Origin of the sequence: Metabacillus sp. YM-086 (genome assembly GCF_048059995.1) — a bacterium.
In the GTDB taxonomy this organism is placed as follows: domain Bacteria; phylum Bacillota; class Bacilli; order Bacillales; family Bacillaceae; genus Metabacillus; species Metabacillus litoralis_B.
This window is the reverse complement of the sequence record NZ_JBLUOI010000004.1, coordinates 1-16,588: the sequence shown is the minus strand read 5'-3', so window position 1 is coordinate 16,588 and position 16,588 is coordinate 1. Positions and strand designations below refer to the sequence as shown.

Sequence of the window (16,588 nt, the reverse complement as noted above, 5' to 3'; positions counted from 1 at the left end):
TTATCCGTTCAAGTTTTTAATACTTTTTTTCCATTTCTTCAATAAGAAGTAGAATTTCTGCTATAACAGAATAAAGCTGTGGTGGAACATTTTCTCCTAAATCTATATCTAAAAGATGTTGAACAAGTCCTTCATCTTCCTGCATTTGGATGTTATGTTGTTTTGCTAGTTCCATAATTTTTGTTGCTAGTAGTCCTTTACCTTGAGCTATGACAGCCGGTGAACCACCCTTTGATTCATCATAACGAATAACTGCGGCAGAAGGACCATTTATTTGACGTCGATTTTTTTGATTAAAATATTGCTGTGACATCATACTGAAAAATCGTATCCTTTCTCGGTCATTTTAGACAATTGCGTTTGTTGGGCACTTGGTGTAGCAGCCTCTGGTTTCTCATTTGTATTAAGTGGCTCAAACTTGATTCCCGCGATGTTATACCCAATATCGCTTAGCCTTTCTTTTGCTAGTTCAGCAAGAGGCTCCATTTTTTCTTGAAAGCCTTTTTGATCGTTTTTGATCTTTACAGAGAGTGTTCGATCAGTAGATGTTAGTGAAATCCCTACTTCTCCGAGTTTTTTTGTTTCAAACAGGAAAAATAAACTACAATTCTCCCAATCTATTTTTTCATTTTGATTTTTAGAGTTAACAAAAACTTTCACATTTTCCAATTTTTCTTGTAGTAATAAAGGTAATGTGAACATGAGACTTTGCAGACCAGATGGATCGTTTTTACTTAGTAGCTGCTGTCCAGTTATTGAATTGAGCACTCCTTCAGCTTTACCCTCTCCATCATTCATTTTTAATAAAAAGCTTTTAAGGGACTGTGGCATGTCTTCCTGACTTCGATCTCTTGATACAAGTGCCTGAGCATGATCTGCTTCATGTGTTAGCCCTAAATTCCGTAAATATTCATACGCATTTCTCGCCATTGGCTCTTGCTTTAATGCATTCATAGACATCTCAAGGTTTTGTGTTACTTGTTTTGATGCTGGTAAGTTTTCTAAATTTCCGAGCTCCTGCGATACAAAATGCTTCACTCGTACATCAGAAGGTTTGAAAATCATTTTATCTAGTACTGTTCTAACCTCTGAGACAATCTTTGTTGCTCCACTGTAATCACCTTTAGAAAGAAGCTTTTTAGCTTCCGCGAGCTGGGCGCTTGCTGTTAACATCTTTTTTTCAGTTCTCATATCTGCATAAAGCATAAAATCACTTCGAAGAATTGCTTGATCTAACTTTTGAATAACAGTTTCAAGCATCGGCTTGGCGGTGATCGTTGAACGCGATCTAAACTGTTGAACAAGTTGCTCAACAGTTTGTAAGCTTTTAGAAATATCATTCTTGAAGTTTTTAAAATCAATTGCCACTTGCGAAAGCTTTTTGGATACTGTTTCCACGATAAAGTTCTTAGATTGAATTGGCAGAGACGCAATTAGTTCTTCTTGCATTTGATATGCTTCTGCTTGATCTACTTGTGAAACAGAGTTCTGTGTCTGTGACACAGGGATTTCATTATTTATTTTTGTTAGTGATTGCATTAATTCTTGTCTAGCACCGAGCTCTTTTCCACTTTGAACAAGCTCTTCTGCTTTAGCTAGAGAGTTTGCAAACGTTTCTTGTTGCTTTTCATTTAAACTTGTGGCTTGATCAAGAAGTGTTGATAATTTCTGAAAAACTTCATTCATGCTCGGTTCTTTTTTAAGCACTTGTATAGCTTTTTGAATGAGTTGGCTTGAATTTGCATTGATGTTATTTAATTTAGTTGGCTCTTTTTGCACTGTTTCTAGTTTAGGCTGCTGTACCTGCTCTTGGCCTTGAGTAGCCGATCTTGCCATGTTCTCTAGCTTCACTGCATCGGAAAGTTTTGATGCCACATTCTGTAATTGTCTTAATTCAGATGAAAAAAATTCTCTTACCTTTTGAACAACTTCTTTAATACTTCTAGAGCTAATATCTGACTTTAGCTGATTAAGCAGTTCTAACTTCTTCGGATCAACAGTTACTGTTTCTAATAAATTTATAGCTTCTGATACCCTTTGGGCAGCTGCTTTTAATTGTAGTTGAGATTGTACTGAGTTCCCTTCAGATTTTAAAGAAGTTTCAGTTCTTTCTTGCGATTTGAATCGAAACTCTGGATCTATCTGTTTTAACACTTCCTCAATGGAGCTTGCGAACGATTTCTCATGTAATGCCTGGTGAACAGCCTTTATGTGATTAGCTGTTGGTTCTAATCCTTTTTTCACCAAGGCAGAAAGAGTTTCAAGCTTTTGATCGAGTGTTCCATTTTTATCATCCATAAAGGTTTGGATTTGTTGAAAGGTATCTTTATTAAGGGGGATTCCTTTTGAAAGAAGAAAGTTGACAGCTGATTGTGTTTCAGTTGAAACAGGTGCACCACCGTTTAATTGCTTCACCACACCATTTGTGCTATTTAACGAATTTGATTTTTCCATAGTAGACAAAGAGATTGCTTTTACTTGTGGAATTTCCTGTTTCGTATTCGTTATTTCAACTGTCACTTGGTTTTGCTTAGGAGGCTCTCCATCGAACTTTACTTTTACGTCCTGGCCTCTTATTTGTAGAATAGCTTCATTTTGAGGCAGTCTTTCTTTGACGAGCGCACTGTAAATATCTCCTTCCTTCAATGGAACTGATTTTGTAGAAGGGATTTGAGAAGAGACTTTAAGCTCTGAATTTATTTGCACTTTTCTCACTCTCCATGATTTATAAATATTTCGGGTACGCTCGTCCTTGAGCTATAGTGAACATCCTTGTATTAGATGTTTATGTTACTTTTTATAAAAACTTAATAATCCTTTTGCCATTGCCTGCGGATCAATTGTGTAGGTTCCGTTCTCTAATTGTGTTTTAATTACTTGAACCTTTTCTTCTCTTGCTTTTGCAACCTCGTTTGATTGCTGAAGGTCAATTGCTTCAGTAGAAATTTCTACCTTGTCTTTCTTAGCCTGTGATTTTTGATTAGCTAGATCACTTTTTTCTAGATTACGTTTATAAGGATTAACTCCCATTGATCCTATATTATTTATTTTCATGAGTATTCCTCACTTTCATTCAACGTTCAATTTACTAACTTATATATCGGTCTTTATAAATAAATTATTTAGCAATTCATTACTTTTTAGTACTTTGGGAGTAGAAAGTTACAGCTGATGGAGAACTTTGTCGTTTGTTTCTCTCGCTAATCTGTGCTTCTTGTTCTACCTGGTGAAGCTGATTTTGAATATCCTGACTACAGCTTTCACATAATCGGTCTTTCCGAATCGAAGTTCCGCATTTTTCACAGGGATATCCCAAATTCGGAAAGTTCGATAAATGAATTCTTCTAGTTCGAATAAACTTTAAAATTAAGTCTTTAGACACACCTGTCCCTTCCACAACCTCATCTAAAAGTGCCTTACGATTTTCTCGTTTTCTTAAAAAGCTATAAACCGTTTCGTATTGCTTTTCCTCTTCTTTATAACACTTATCACATACAGATCTAAATTGTGTTTGAACAAATAATGTGTCGCATACAGGGCAATTCGCTAATTCTCCCATAATCTATTCTCCTATCCGATTTTCTTTATATATAGTATATCGGACGTTTTTTAATTTTTTTAACTTCTAATTAATGTGAATGAAAAAATCGAACCTGTTCCATTGTCTTTTAATACTTTAGCAGCATGCCTCAATGTACTGCCAGTCGTATAGATGTCATCTATTAAAAGAATCTTCTTGTTCATTATTTTACTAGAATCTACTATAGAAAACACGTTTGAAGCTGTTATGCGTTCTTGTCGTGATTTTTTGGATTGTTTTTCATGATGGGTTCGTGTAAGGATATCAATTTGTGGGAGGGGGAGAAAGTTAGCGAGAAGCTTTGCTTGGTTAAAACCTCGTTCGTATAACCGCTCTGGACTAAGGGGAATAGGAATAACAAAATCTATTTTCTCTTTAAAGAAACTTGCTTTATAACTTGCTAAAAAATCCTTCTGAAAAACCTCTACCAACGCAGCATCACCGCGAAACTTAAAGGTAGCAAGCAACTCTTTCATCGAGTCATTATACTCAAAAACGGAAAGATTTTTCTGAAGAATGTTTTTCCATTGAGGGTCATTTTCCCATGCCTGACAATCCTGACAAACATGGTCATTCTCTTGGGGTCTAAAACATCGGGGACATGTCGGGGATTGAATCTTTTTTAAACTCTGATAGCAATCATCACATGCTTTCGGCTCAATTAACAAAAAACTCGACCAACTCATTTGCTGCGAAAGCTCTTCATGACAAATAAGACATAAAATAATCATCAAACTCCTTGTAACTTACATAATGGTTTATCAGAAACAATTTTTGCACATTCTGCTAGTTTCACTAATAGAGTAGTCATTTCCTGTTTATCTACAAACTCAGCTTTAACAAACATGACCTTATCAATATTCGTTACATAGCGTGGCTTTGTTTGGTTTAATGAAAGAGCTGGAATATCATCCATACATTCTGAGCATGTGCATTTGATATGAAGGCCGTGCTTGTATTCATCTAATAATTCCTTCATAATCCGTTCCATCGCATTAATTACCATTTTCTTAAGTCTCCTCACTCAAATGATGAATATATTATGCCATATGAAAAGGATTCCGGAAAGTATTTACTATTTTTTGGTAACATAGTCACTTTTGAATGCTTTATGATTCATTTTCTGAATATGTCTTTTGGCATCTATCATTGCTTTTGTTTTTCCGTAATGGAAAAATGCAATAGTACCAGTAGGGTAAGAAGCACTTCTACCGACTCGACCGGATATTTGCACGAGGGCACTTTCTGTGAAAATACTATCCTCGCTTCCAAAAACGGCTACATCACTATTAGAAATCGTAACACCCCTTTCCAAAATAGTAGACGTCACAATCATTGGCATCTCACCACTTCGAAAACGCAGGACTTTTTCACGGCGTTCAGGATCTTCGGCGTGTACCCCTTCGATTCGCTGATCTAATTCTCTACATAAACTAACAACCTCATCAATAAGTCTAACAGAAGGCACAAATAAAAATGCCTGCTTTCCGCTTGTTACCCTCTCCTTCAGCCACTCCACGACATTCTTCGGCAGTCTACCTCTACTCAACCCCTTCCTCCAATTCCCACACCAAGAAAATTCAGGAACCGGCAACGGATGACCATGATAACGAGCAGGAATTGTCACCGCATCCAGCTTCTTCTGTTTCACTTCCTTCTTCCATTTCTCAGAAGGTGTTGCGGTTAAATAAATAAGAGAGCTTTTTACTTTTCGGGATTTTTCTACGGCGAATTGCAGTGAGGTGTCGGCGGAGTATGGAAAGGCATCAACTTCATCAACAATGATGCAATCAAACGTTTGTTTAAAGCGTAGAAGCTGGTGAGTTGTGGAGATCGTTAGAGATGCTAGTTTGTGCTTTTCCTCACTACCGCCATATAGAGCAGCTATTGAGGTTGAAGGAAACACATGTCGAAGGCGGGGTGCTAATTCAAGTACAACATCAGTACGAGGTGTTGCGATGCAGATTTTCTTCCCTTCAGTAAGGCCACGTTCAATCCCTTTAAACAGGACTTCCGTTTTCCCCGCCCCGCAAACAGCCCAGACCAGGAGTTCATTGTTGTTCATCACCGCGTTTTCAACACGATCGGAGGCCATAGCTTGTCCTTCCGAAAGCTGCCCCTCCCATTTCAACTGAGAATCTGTTTCTTCCTGGAAAGGAGGTCCACTCCAACTATAAAGCGGCGTGCATTCACTAACTCTCCCCATCATAATGCATTTTCGACAATAGTGGCATTGCGGTTCCCCACATTTTGCACAGGCGAAGGACGAAAAAAAGGAAGAGTTTGTGTTGCCACATCGGGTGCAAAAAAGCAGTTGCTGTTTTCGTCTTACACCGTAATTTATTTGAATATAGCCTTGCTCATAATGTGAGTGAATTTCTTCAACAGTGAAAGGAATCTCAGTTAGTAGCAATTCCTTCCCCTGAAGATGGTTTTGTAGTTTCTTTGAAAAAGAAAAATGCGGATTTATTGGTATTTGTGGTAGTTGCTCATACCTTGATAGAGGTAACCCTTCAATATGGGTGAAAACCGGAGTGAGATACTGATGGTTATGTAAAAATCTCATGTGTCACCTTTTAAAATCTTACGATAACGTTTTTCAACACTAATTGGTGTGCGTGATAGCTCTTCTGCAATATGTCTAAATTTCATGCCACTTTTTCGTAATTCTAATAGCTTTCGATCCTCGAGAGTTGTCCAATGGCGATATGTACGTTTATTGTCTTTATGATTTGATTGAATATTTTGATCAGAAGTGATACTCAATGCTATCAATCCCCCTTGATCTAAGTATATAGATAGTATGAGGGGAATTTAACCAGATGTCTATAAACAATATAAAATATGAGAAGTTAGCACTAGGTGTGAATAGTGCTTTCTTCCCACACTTTAAAAATATTTACTTTTTACACCACCCAATGCCTATCGCACCTTCACCTAAATGAGTGCCAATTACAGGACCAAAGTAACTTACCATACATTCAACATTCTCATACTTCTCCTGAAGCTCATTCTTCATTCTTTCCGCTTCCTCAGGACGATTTGCATGAATCACAACAACCCTCATTGGCTCATTATCCTTCGCATCCTCATGAAGCAAATCGAACACTCTATTTAGTGCCTTCTTCTTCGTACGCACCTTTTCATAAGGCACAATCACTTTGTTATCAAAATGAAGAATCGGCTTCACCTGAAGTAAGCTTCCGATTAGGGCCGCTGCCCCACTTAAACGTCCACCCTTTTGAAGGTTCGTTAAGTCATCAACCATAATATAAGCACGCACCGTTTTTTTCATTTCTTCTAATCGTGCTATAATATCAGCTGGTGATTTTCCTGCTTGAGCCATCTCTGCCGCTTCTAGCGCGTAGAATCCCTGTACCATTGCGCTTACTTCTGTATCAAATGGATAAACCTCGATGTTCTCTACCATGTCTCCTGCAGTAGCCGCACCATTATATGTACCACTAATACCGCTTGAGAGATGAATCGAAATCACAGCGTCATATTCTTTTGAGAGTCTTTCAAATAGCTCAACAAACATTCCGATCGACGGCTGTGATGTTGTTGGTAGCTCCTGCTGATTTCTCATTTTTTCGAAAAATTGTTGTGAGGTGATTTCAACCTCTTCCTGGTAGGTTTCGTCCCCGAAGTTTACACTAAGGGGAATCATATGTATGTCATGTGATTCACGGATATGTTGAGGGATATATGCTGTACTATCTGTTACAATAGCCGTTTTCATAGTCAATTTCCTTCCTTGTCCATTATCGTTTTGTCCACTTCCCATTCTACCGGAAAATGCAGGGAATATCTATTTGTTTAGTGTATGTAATTTGTCTCACATTTTATTACTTGAAATTTTGGCAAGAAAAAAGAGCCAGCTCTCACGACAGAGTCTGACCCCAATTCTATTACTTCACTTCAACCCAACCATTTTTAATCGCGACAACAACTGCTTGCGTACGATCGTTCACATTCATTTTTTGCAGAATATTACTTACATGGTTTTTAACGGTTTTTTCACTTATAAATAATGCTTCACCAATGCCGCGGTTGCTTTTACCGTCCGCAAGCATTTGAAGCACCTCACACTCACGACGAGTTAAAATATGTAATGGACGGCGAATTTCCGGCTGCATCGGCTGAAGATTAGCTTGTCCATTAGAAGTGGCAAGGCGTCTAAATTCGTTCACAAGGTTATGAGTTACCTTTGGATGTAAATAAGAGCCGCCGTCTGCAACAACCTTCACTGCTTCGATTAATGTGTCAGCATCCATTTCTTTTAATAGATAGCCTCTTGCTCCTGTTTTCAGAGCATGTGTTACATAGTTTTCATCATCATGAATCGATAAGATGATTATTTTTGTATCTTCATTTGCTTCAACCAATTGTTTCGTTGCTTCGACACCATTCACTTTCGGCATATTGATATCCATGATCACAACATCAGGCTTGTGCGCATCCACAATTGCTAATGCTTCTTCACCGTCGTCACCTTCTGCAACTACCTCAAAGCTTGGTTCGAAATCTAAAATGCGTTTAACACCTTCACGAAATAATTGATGATCATCAATAATGGCAATTTTCGTCTTCATGCTCTTACGCCTCCCTATCATCTATTCTAGTCTAAATGGCATCCATTACGTCAATATGTCTTTAGCCATGTTTATACTAGGAATTGATATTAAGTGCCATGATATGGGACTTGGAACATGATAAAAGTCCCTAGTCCAACTTTTGAGTCAATCGTCATCTTCCCACCAAGAAGATCCACTCGTTCCTTCATTCCAATCAATCCAAAAGATTTTTTATCTTTATTACCTTTTGCTTCTTTAATATTAAATCCTTTTCCATCATCTTTCACAATCATTGTAATGGACTCACATGTAACCTCAACTTTAACTGCTATTTCATTAGCTTCCGCGTGCTTCAGTGCATTTGTCACAGCTTCTTGCGCTAACCGGAATAATGCAACCTCAAATCGCGGCGGAAGTCGGTGTCCATCAATTTCTCCAATGCTTTGAAAATGAATTTTGGTTTTTCCATTATATTCTTCGATTGTGTCCATATATTTTCTGAGGGTCGGAATAAGTCCTAAGTCATCTAAAGCCATTGGTCTTAGGTCATAAATAATTCGTCTTACCTCATATAAGGCGTTTCGGACGTTTTTTCGCAGGTTACGGATTTCTTTAAAACCTTCCTCCGCTCCCCTTTCACGATAAATTCGCTCAATCAATTCTGACCGCATCATCACATTCGCAAGCATTTGCGCTGGTCCATCATGAATCTCCCTGGACACTCGTTTTCGTTCTTCTTCCTGTGCTTCAATAATACGCAATCCGAAATCCTGCTTTTGCTGGGCATCCTCTAGCAGCATGCCAACCTGGCGTAGATCGCTGTTTAAATAATTTAAAACAACGGAAATTTGCCCAACAAGTGCTTCAGATCTTTCAATAATTTCCTGAAGACCAAGTAATCGTCTTTCTAAATCATCACGACGATCACGTAGCTGCTTTTCGTGCTGTTGTAACATGGTATGCTCCACCTGAAGCTTATGAGCTTTTTCATAGGCTTCCCGGATTTCATCTTCAGAAAAGTCCTTGAAATTTTTACTCACCTGTGAAAGACGGTTTCGGGCAAGTCTCGCTTGAACCTCAAGCTTATCTCCCTCATCAATCACCGTATTCACTTGCTTTTTAATTTCAACTAACTCTTCTACTAAAGACTCATACTGCTGTCTGGACTGTTCACCGATTATAAAGATTTCATCCTTACTTCCAGCAACCGTCCCAATCATTTTGTCTAATACTTCATCAAGTAAATTACTATCTATTTTTTGACTGGAGTTCATTGTTTTCCCTCCGACTTTTATACCATAATTTTAGTTTGTCACATTTTTAACAATTGAAGTAAAAAATTTGTCGTTTTATAATAAAAGAATGTGCTATTCTAAATCTGCTTGCTTGTCAGGAGGTGTACAAGCATGCTTTCACACTATTATACCGTAAAAGGCTATGGAGAGCATGAAATTGTTATACAAAAATCACGTTTTATTTGTTATATAGAACGAGTGAAAACGGAAGAAGAAGCCACACAGTTTATTCAGCAAATTAAGAAAAAACATCATGATGCCAATCATAATTGTTCAGCCTATTTAATAGGAGAAAACGATTCGATTCAAAAAGCAAACGATGATGGTGAACCAAGTGGTACAGCTGGGGTGCCAATGCTTGAAGTTTTAAAAAAGAAACAATTAAAAGACACGGTTGTTGTTGTAACTCGTTATTTCGGCGGAATTAAGCTAGGAACAGGCGGCCTTATTCGCGCTTATGGAAAATCGGTTTCAGAAGGATTATCAGCAATCGGAATCGTCGAACGCAAACTAATGCGTGTGATGCATACAAAGATCGATTATACATGGCTAGGTAAAGTCGAAAACGAACTTCGTGATTCTATTTATAAGATAAAGGAAATTCACTATCTTGAGCAAGTCGAAATCGAAGCGTATGTAGAAGAATCTTCCATAAATACCTTTGAAACATGGATGACAGAGCTCACAAATGGGCAATGTTACTTGGTAAAGGGAGAAAATATTTATTTAGAAGAACCGATTTAATTACAAAGCTTTGATGATTAGAAGGAGCCCGCAGAAAACAAGTGCTTTCTGCGAAACCTTTTCACAAAGCGGACCCAAACACTAAATAAATGAGGGATAATAGTGGCAACTAGATTAAAAAATAAAAAAGTAAAGAAAAAGAAAAGCTTTTTCAAACGAATTCTTCTTTTTCTTTTACTTGTTCTTTTAGGTGTAGGGGGATATACCGGCTATACCATTTATAAAACCTATCAAGCTGCAAATCAATCGTATTCAGAATTGGAACGCGGTGAAAAGTCTGAACGAAGAGAAACAGCTGTTAAAGTAAATGAAGATCCATTTTCGATTTTATTAATGGGTGTTGAGGATTATTCATCTGGCGGAGAAAACGGACGTACAGATACACTAATTGTTGTAACCGTGAATCCAACTCTTCAAACCATCAAAATGTTAAGTATCCCTCGTGATACATTGGTTACTCTTCCAGAGGATGGTAGTGAAACAAAAATTAATCACGCCTATGCCTTTGGTGGAAAAGAGCTAACAATTGAAACAACGGAAGAACTTTTGGACATACCAATTGATTATTATGCAACGGTTAGCTTCCAAGCGTTCAAATCAATTGTCGATGAGCTTGATGGTGTTACAGTCAATGTACCTTTTGATTTTTACGAAAATAGTGATGAAGACAACAAACGAATTTATTTTGAAGAAGGTCCTGCTGAACTCGATGGTGAAGAAGCTCTTGCCTATGCAAGAATGAGAAAAAGAGATCCTCGCGGAGATTTTGGAAGAAATGACCGTCAAAAAGAGATTATTACGGCCATTATCGATAAAGCCACCTCTCCAGCTAATTTATTTAAAATTGATGAACTAGCTATGCACATTGGAGACAATGTTGAAACGAATTTTAGAATATCACAAGCCATCGCCCTGCAACAAAAATATCCAAACATTAATGGAGATAGCATTGAAAAGCTAACAATTGAAGGCAGCGATGAGTATATTAATGATATTTATTATTTTATACCAGATGAAGAAATGCTTGAAGAAGTGCAACTTGAGCTAAATACACATTTAGAGCAAGAACAACAAACCTCGACAAGCACCTCCTCGGAATATCAAAACTAGACAGATTAAGACATTATTCCCAAAGACAAACATTTTAGAGTTTGTTAGAATATTAGTATAACTGATACCTCTGAATTTCCCCTTCAGAGGTATTTTTTTGCCAAATAAAATATAGGAGAGGAGAACTAGGTATATTGAAATGGTTTAGAACACTTATTGCTGTCACATTCTTGTTTTTAAGTATCGGTCAGCCGCTCTCTACATATGCGGAATCAACCGAGCCTTACCCCTTCATCGGTCAAGTGAACGGTGATACTGTTAGCATGCATAAAGGTGCTACGATTAATTATGATGTTGTTTCAACCTTGAAAAAAGGAGATATTGTTGGAGTAATAGGAGATTTTACCAACAATTTAAATGAGGAATGGTTGAACATTTCTGTGAACTCCGTGAAAGGCTGGGTTAAGAAAACAAGCGTTTCACCGTTGGAGGAATCTCCTTCATCACTCTACGCAAGCAAAAATCTTGCCGATGTTAGAAAAGGAGCATCAACATCTTATTCTTCTGTTGAAACATTACAATACGGACAGAAAGTAACCGTAATTGATTCATATGTAAGCACACAAGGAGAAATTTGGTATCGAATTGATTTAGGAAGTGTACAAGGTTGGGTGTTTAATGAACAATTATCGAAAACACCTGTTATTCAATTGCTTCAAACAAATCAATCAGCAACCGTTCATAGTGGTGCAACATCTTCATACAAAATCATCGCTACCCTTGAAGAAAATGTTGAGCTAACTATTATTGATCAATTTATCAATAACCAGCAAGAAGAATGGTATCGAATTCAGCTTGAAGATGGAACAAAAGGTTGGATCTTTTCAGAACTTACTGAGGTAGTTCAGGAGAATAATGACACAACACAAACCTACCCTGTTGTTTATGTAAAAAATGTAGGTTCAAAGATTCATAGTGGTGCACTAGATTCATATCGTGTAGTGTATCTACCAGACCAAAATGAAGCATTACAAGTTATTGATGAGTTCACGAACAACTTAAATCAAACATGGTATCGAGTTGAATTAAGTGCAGATTTAAAAGGCTGGATTTTAGCAACCAATGTTCAAGAACAGCCCCTTAATGACAGTCAAATTGTAGGGAACTACGTTTTTGTTAAAAATGACGGAGCTGTTGTTAGAAAAGGTGCATTAAGCAGCTATCCTGTCGCAGATACATTAACAGTAAATGATGACCTTAAGGTAATAGGCACATTCATTAACCAAAACGACGAATTCTGGCTACGTGTTCAAACATCAAACAATGTAACAGGCTGGATACTGGCTACAGATACTCAAAAAGAAACAAAAGTAAACACCACTTATTATCTTAATACAAACGGTGTTGTAAGAAGCGGCGCACTTGATTCTTACCGTCAGTTAGCCTCCCTTTCTCAAGGCTCTGCCGTTTACGTTATTGATACTTTTGAAAATAACAATAAAGAGCTTTGGTATCGAGTGACATTAGAATCTGGTGAAAACGGCTGGATCAAGGCAACAGCTGTTACGAGCAAACAGATCTACCTTAATAGATCATTGGTTGTTGGTACTAATAGTACCTACGTTTATAAAGGTGCTATGCATCATTATAAAAAGGTAACAAAATTACCATATAATTCGAAGGTAAAAGTTTTATTCGAATTTATTAATGATAAAAACCAGCATTGGTATAATGTACAGCTTTCAAATGGAGCAAAAGGCTGGGTACCAAAAGCAGAATTATTTAATAGCCTTTCAGACAGAACCTTTGTTTACCCATTAAATGCAAATGTGCTACACAAAAGTGCAACTGCAAGCTCTGGATATAACACAAAAGTTCAAGCAGGCGAACAATTAATTTATCTTTGGAGCCACAATGAATGGATTAACGTTGAAAATGCAAAAGGTGTTCGAGGCTGGATTCTAAAGAATGACACAAGAGAATTCATTCCAAACATTTTCTTAAATCCTAAGGTGACTCAATCAGGAAATGCCACAACATTAGTTTGGGATAAATCGTTGAATTTTGCTGTAGGAAACAAGGTTCTTTCAAATGGAGTTGTTCAACTTACCGGAAGCAATCTTCATACTGTTTTACCATCTCAATCTATCAAAGGTTTGAAAAACATTTCAGCTACATCTAGTGCCATTACGTTAACACCTGAATCAGGTTATATGATTGGAGTACGCAACAACAGCAAGCAAACTCAGGTTAAAGTCATGCCAATTGGATTAGCTGGTAAAAGAATTGTTGTCGATGCAGGTCATGGTGATCAAGATCCAGGTGCTGTTGGTCCAACAAAATTAAAAGAAAAAGATGTAACGTTAGATGTTGCAAGAAAATTAAAAGCAGAGCTTGAACGTCAAGGAGCAATCGTTACCCTCACTCGAAGTGATGACACATTCTTAACTCTGTCACAACGTGTTGCGATTGCAAACTCATCAGACAATGATGCCTTTGTTAGCATTCATGCAAACGCTAGTGTGAGCACATCTGCTCGAGGGACAGAAACATACTATAACACTGCCTATAACTTTAATGGCCCAAAAAGTAGTGTACTAGCTAACTATATACAAGATTCATTGGTTGATAGAATCAACACATATGACCGTGGCACAAAAACAGCCAACTTCTATGTGATTAAAAATAACGAGCTACCAAGTGCATTAGTTGAATTAGCCTTTATCTCAAATCCAAACGAAGAGTCCATGCTGAAAAACGACATGACACGTGGACAAGCTGCCGTTGGAATTGCTGAAGGTCTAAAAAAATACTTCACTGGAGGAAACTAAGATGAAAAAGAAAAGTATGTTGGTTATCTCTTCTGTTTTTCTTACTGGATTTTTAGTAGGAAGCTATACCCCTACTAAAGTAGGCTCAGCTGCAAGCAATGTTGTACTAGCAAGTGTTGAGTGGGTAACAAACCAAATTAATCCTCTTCAATCACGAGTAACAAAACTAGAAAGTGAAGTAGCATCTCTAAAAAACGCAATTAAAGATGGCGGTGGCACTGAGACAACTTTGCCTTCTAAAGTTTATGTAAGCAGTACATCTGCAACCGTTCATAAAGGAGCAACGAAAGATTACGCAGTTGTTGCTACGTTTATGAAAGGAAAAGAACTTTCTGTTATTGACGAACACAATGGAAGCACTGGTAAATGGTATCGCGTTGAATATGCGACAGGCAAATATGGCTGGATCTTTTCTGGTGATGTTTCAACAACAACAGTTGCAAAGCTTTCAACTGTAACAATCACAGCAACAGCAACAGTTCATAGAGGAGCAACAACAGATTATCGTTCAGTTGCTGTATTACAAAAAGGGACCGCCGTTAAATACGTTGGATCGTTTACCAACAATGACGGCGAACTTTGGTACAACGTTGAATTATCAAACGGTGTAAGAGGTTGGATTCAAGCAATCTATGGAGAGGTGAAATAATAGTATGGCTAAAAAAGTTTTATTAGGTGTTTTTCTGACACTTAGCCTACTATGGAATGCTGATGCCGCAAATGCTGCATCAATTAAAACATATTCTAATCCCGTTGCTGTCCAACTCGTTGATAGTTCAACTAGTACACTTAAGCTTCAAAGCATCTATGAATTAACGAATAAAGCAAACAACCAAAAAACTTACTTTTTACCGGGTCTTAATATTACGATTACCCGTTCACAAAGCAATGTAAACATTGACGCAGGATCTGCTTCTTTTTCTTCAGCAAGTGGATTTGAATTAAAAGAAGTGTATAACGTTGCCCAATATGCACGTTTCACCACAACAACTGATCTTAAAAGTGGCGCTACATCTGATTACACGACGAGAAAGTCGTTAACAAAGGCAGAAACAGCTGAATATATTGGAAGCTTCGTTAACAACAAAGGCGAAACATGGTTCAACGTTCAGGTTGCAGACGGAACAAAAGGCTGGGTCCCTGCTAAAACAACTTTGATAGACAAAAACACCGTTTCGCTGCCAACTATTGCCTACGGTGCTAACGCTTATCGAGGCGGCATGTCTCTTCTACCAAAAACAGCTGGTAAAGTAGCAATCGTCAATAATCTTGATCTAGAAGACTACTTAAAAGGTGTTGTACCAAATGAAATGCCCGCATCATGGCATAAAGAAGCTCTAAAAGCACAAGCAATTGTAGCAAGAAGCTATGCTGCTAACAGCATGTCTTTAAAAAATACAACTGCAAGCCAAGTGTACAAAGGCTACACTTCTGAAGATGCTAGATCGAGTCAGGCTGTTGAAGAAACATCTGGTGTAATGGTGAAGTACAACGGAAAGCCAATTCAAACTTTCTTCTACTCAACAAGTGGTGGCCGAACCGCAAATGTTGGTGATGTATGGAACTCAAATCAAGCAAGCTTCCCATACTTGATTTCCGTTGATGATCCATACGAAAATTCACCACACAGCAACTGGCAAAATTCATTTACATCTAGCATGATTTTAAAAAGCTTCGGATTGGATCCAGCAACAACAACGCTCTATGATATTAAAACAAATCCATCAGGAGCCAATGGCGAAATAACAAGCGTCACCATTAGCACTTCTGCTGGAGAAAAAACAGTCACAGGTAACGAGCTCACCATCCGTAAGCTCTTCCCAATCGAAGGAAGCTACGGCTTCTTAAAATCCAACTGGTTTACGTTGGATGTAAATAAAGAATATACCGTTCAAACAGCTAGTGGCCAACAATCACAATTAAGTGTTTCCGGCCAACAAGTGATGACGGGCACAAACACAACATCAACCATCTCATCAGCAGACGTTGCCATTCAAACAGCAAGTGGAACCATCACAAAAGAAGCTGACCCTGCCTCCATCACCGCAACAGGTAAAGGCTGGGGCCACCGTATCGGCATGAGCCAATACGGCGCCAAAGGCTTCGCCGAAAACAACTGGAAAGCTGTTGATATTGTGAAGCATTACTTCCCTAATACGGATGTTTCGAAGTAATGGTATATGAAAAGCATGGATCTTGTTTGATCCATGCTTTTTAGGTTTATTATGTAGATTCTGTGATGTTAGATATATTTAGGGTGAAGACCATTTTACTTTTTCAATCTTCTAACTTGGTTTTCATTGCCTATGAAGAATATCTCACTTACATAACTCAACATACTGGTCTTCATGGCTCATATGAAGGCTATCTCACTCTCTTCAATCACCTGACTTAGTCTTCATTGTTCATATGAAAGCTATCTCATTCTCATTAATCACACAACTTGGTCTTCATCGCTCTTATTAAGACCATCTCACTCCAATAATTCACACAACTTGGTCTTCATCGCTC

Annotated in this window: 16 protein-coding genes; 5 read left to right on the top strand and 11 right to left on the bottom strand. The window is 37.9% G+C overall.

The genetic code is table 11. The annotated features are described in order from the left end of the window. Nucleotides 1-16 precede the first annotated feature (16 nt). The 11 genes from ACEWK1_RS02755 to ACEWK1_RS02705 form a co-directional block, all read right to left on the bottom strand. Nucleotides 17-313: an EscU/YscU/HrcU family type III secretion system export apparatus switch protein gene (locus ACEWK1_RS02755; RefSeq protein WP_416635734.1), complete on the bottom strand. Its 297-nt coding sequence runs from the start codon at nucleotides 311-313 to the stop codon at nucleotides 17-19. Next, nucleotides 313-2,706, bottom strand: a complete 2,394-nt coding sequence (locus tag ACEWK1_RS02750; protein WP_416635682.1) for a hypothetical protein — start codon at nucleotides 2,704-2,706, stop codon at nucleotides 313-315. Before ACEWK1_RS02750 ends, ACEWK1_RS02755 begins: the two co-directional genes overlap by 1 nt. Before the next feature lie 84 nt (nucleotides 2,707-2,790). Then, nucleotides 2,791-3,054, bottom strand: a complete 264-nt coding sequence (gene flgM, locus ACEWK1_RS02745; RefSeq protein ID WP_416635680.1) for a flagellar biosynthesis anti-sigma factor FlgM — start codon at nucleotides 3,052-3,054, stop codon at nucleotides 2,791-2,793. A gap of 79 nt (nucleotides 3,055-3,133) precedes the next feature. Continuing rightward, nucleotides 3,134-3,559, bottom strand: coding sequence for a TIGR03826 family flagellar region protein (locus ACEWK1_RS02740; RefSeq protein WP_416635678.1), 426 nt, complete (start codon nucleotides 3,557-3,559; stop codon nucleotides 3,134-3,136). A gap of 59 nt (nucleotides 3,560-3,618) precedes the next feature. Continuing rightward, a complete protein-coding gene (locus ACEWK1_RS02735; RefSeq protein ID WP_416635676.1) occupies nucleotides 3,619-4,311 on the bottom strand; it encodes a ComF family protein in 693 nt (230 codons plus the stop codon). Further along, nucleotides 4,311-4,586 (bottom strand): late competence development ComFB family protein, encoded by a 276-nt coding sequence (locus ACEWK1_RS02730; RefSeq protein ID WP_416635674.1) that lies wholly within the window; start codon nucleotides 4,584-4,586, stop codon nucleotides 4,311-4,313. The genes ACEWK1_RS02735 and ACEWK1_RS02730 overlap by 1 nt, the downstream gene beginning before the upstream one ends. Before the next feature lie 69 nt (nucleotides 4,587-4,655). Next, nucleotides 4,656-6,146: a DEAD/DEAH box helicase gene (locus tag ACEWK1_RS02725; RefSeq protein WP_416635672.1), complete on the bottom strand. Its 1,491-nt coding sequence runs from the start codon at nucleotides 6,144-6,146 to the stop codon at nucleotides 4,656-4,658. Next, nucleotides 6,143-6,346: an SANT/Myb-like DNA-binding domain-containing protein gene (locus ACEWK1_RS02720; protein WP_416635670.1), complete on the bottom strand. Its 204-nt coding sequence runs from the start codon at nucleotides 6,344-6,346 to the stop codon at nucleotides 6,143-6,145. The genes ACEWK1_RS02725 and ACEWK1_RS02720 overlap by 4 nt, the downstream gene beginning before the upstream one ends. Before the next feature lie 133 nt (nucleotides 6,347-6,479). After that, a complete protein-coding gene (locus ACEWK1_RS02715; RefSeq protein WP_416635668.1) occupies nucleotides 6,480-7,322 on the bottom strand; it encodes a DegV family protein in 843 nt (280 codons plus the stop codon). A 169-nt stretch (nucleotides 7,323-7,491) separates the two neighbouring features. Beyond that, a complete protein-coding gene (locus ACEWK1_RS02710) occupies nucleotides 7,492-8,175 on the bottom strand; it encodes a response regulator (protein ID WP_098798413.1) in 684 nt (227 codons plus the stop codon). A gap of 89 nt (nucleotides 8,176-8,264) precedes the next feature. Then, on the bottom strand, nucleotides 8,265-9,431 hold the full coding sequence (locus tag ACEWK1_RS02705; protein ID WP_416635665.1) for a sensor histidine kinase: 1,167 nt from the start codon (nucleotides 9,429-9,431) through the stop codon (nucleotides 8,265-8,267). A gap of 132 nt (nucleotides 9,432-9,563) precedes the next feature. Between ACEWK1_RS02705 and ACEWK1_RS02700 the strand changes: the two genes are divergently transcribed. The 5 genes from ACEWK1_RS02700 to ACEWK1_RS02680 all read left to right on the top strand — a co-directional run bounded on the left by ACEWK1_RS02700 (nucleotide 9,564) and on the right by ACEWK1_RS02680 (nucleotide 16,251). Beyond that, entirely contained in the window at nucleotides 9,564-10,196 is a 633-nt protein-coding gene (locus tag ACEWK1_RS02700) for a YigZ family protein (protein WP_416635663.1), read from the top strand. A gap of 102 nt (nucleotides 10,197-10,298) precedes the next feature. Beyond that, complete coding sequence (locus ACEWK1_RS02695; RefSeq protein WP_416635661.1) at nucleotides 10,299-11,306, top strand: LCP family protein; 1,008 nt, start codon at nucleotides 10,299-10,301, stop codon at nucleotides 11,304-11,306. A gap of 134 nt (nucleotides 11,307-11,440) precedes the next feature. Beyond that, nucleotides 11,441-14,077: an SH3 domain-containing protein gene (locus tag ACEWK1_RS02690; protein WP_416635659.1), complete on the top strand. Its 2,637-nt coding sequence runs from the start codon at nucleotides 11,441-11,443 to the stop codon at nucleotides 14,075-14,077. Nucleotide 14,078: 1 nt separating this feature from the next. Next, nucleotides 14,079-14,726, top strand: a complete 648-nt coding sequence (locus ACEWK1_RS02685) for an SH3 domain-containing protein (protein ID WP_416635657.1) — start codon at nucleotides 14,079-14,081, stop codon at nucleotides 14,724-14,726. A gap of 4 nt (nucleotides 14,727-14,730) precedes the next feature. Further along, nucleotides 14,731-16,251, top strand: a complete 1,521-nt coding sequence (locus ACEWK1_RS02680; protein WP_416635655.1) for a SpoIID/LytB domain-containing protein — start codon at nucleotides 14,731-14,733, stop codon at nucleotides 16,249-16,251. Nucleotides 16,252-16,588 lie beyond the last annotated feature (337 nt).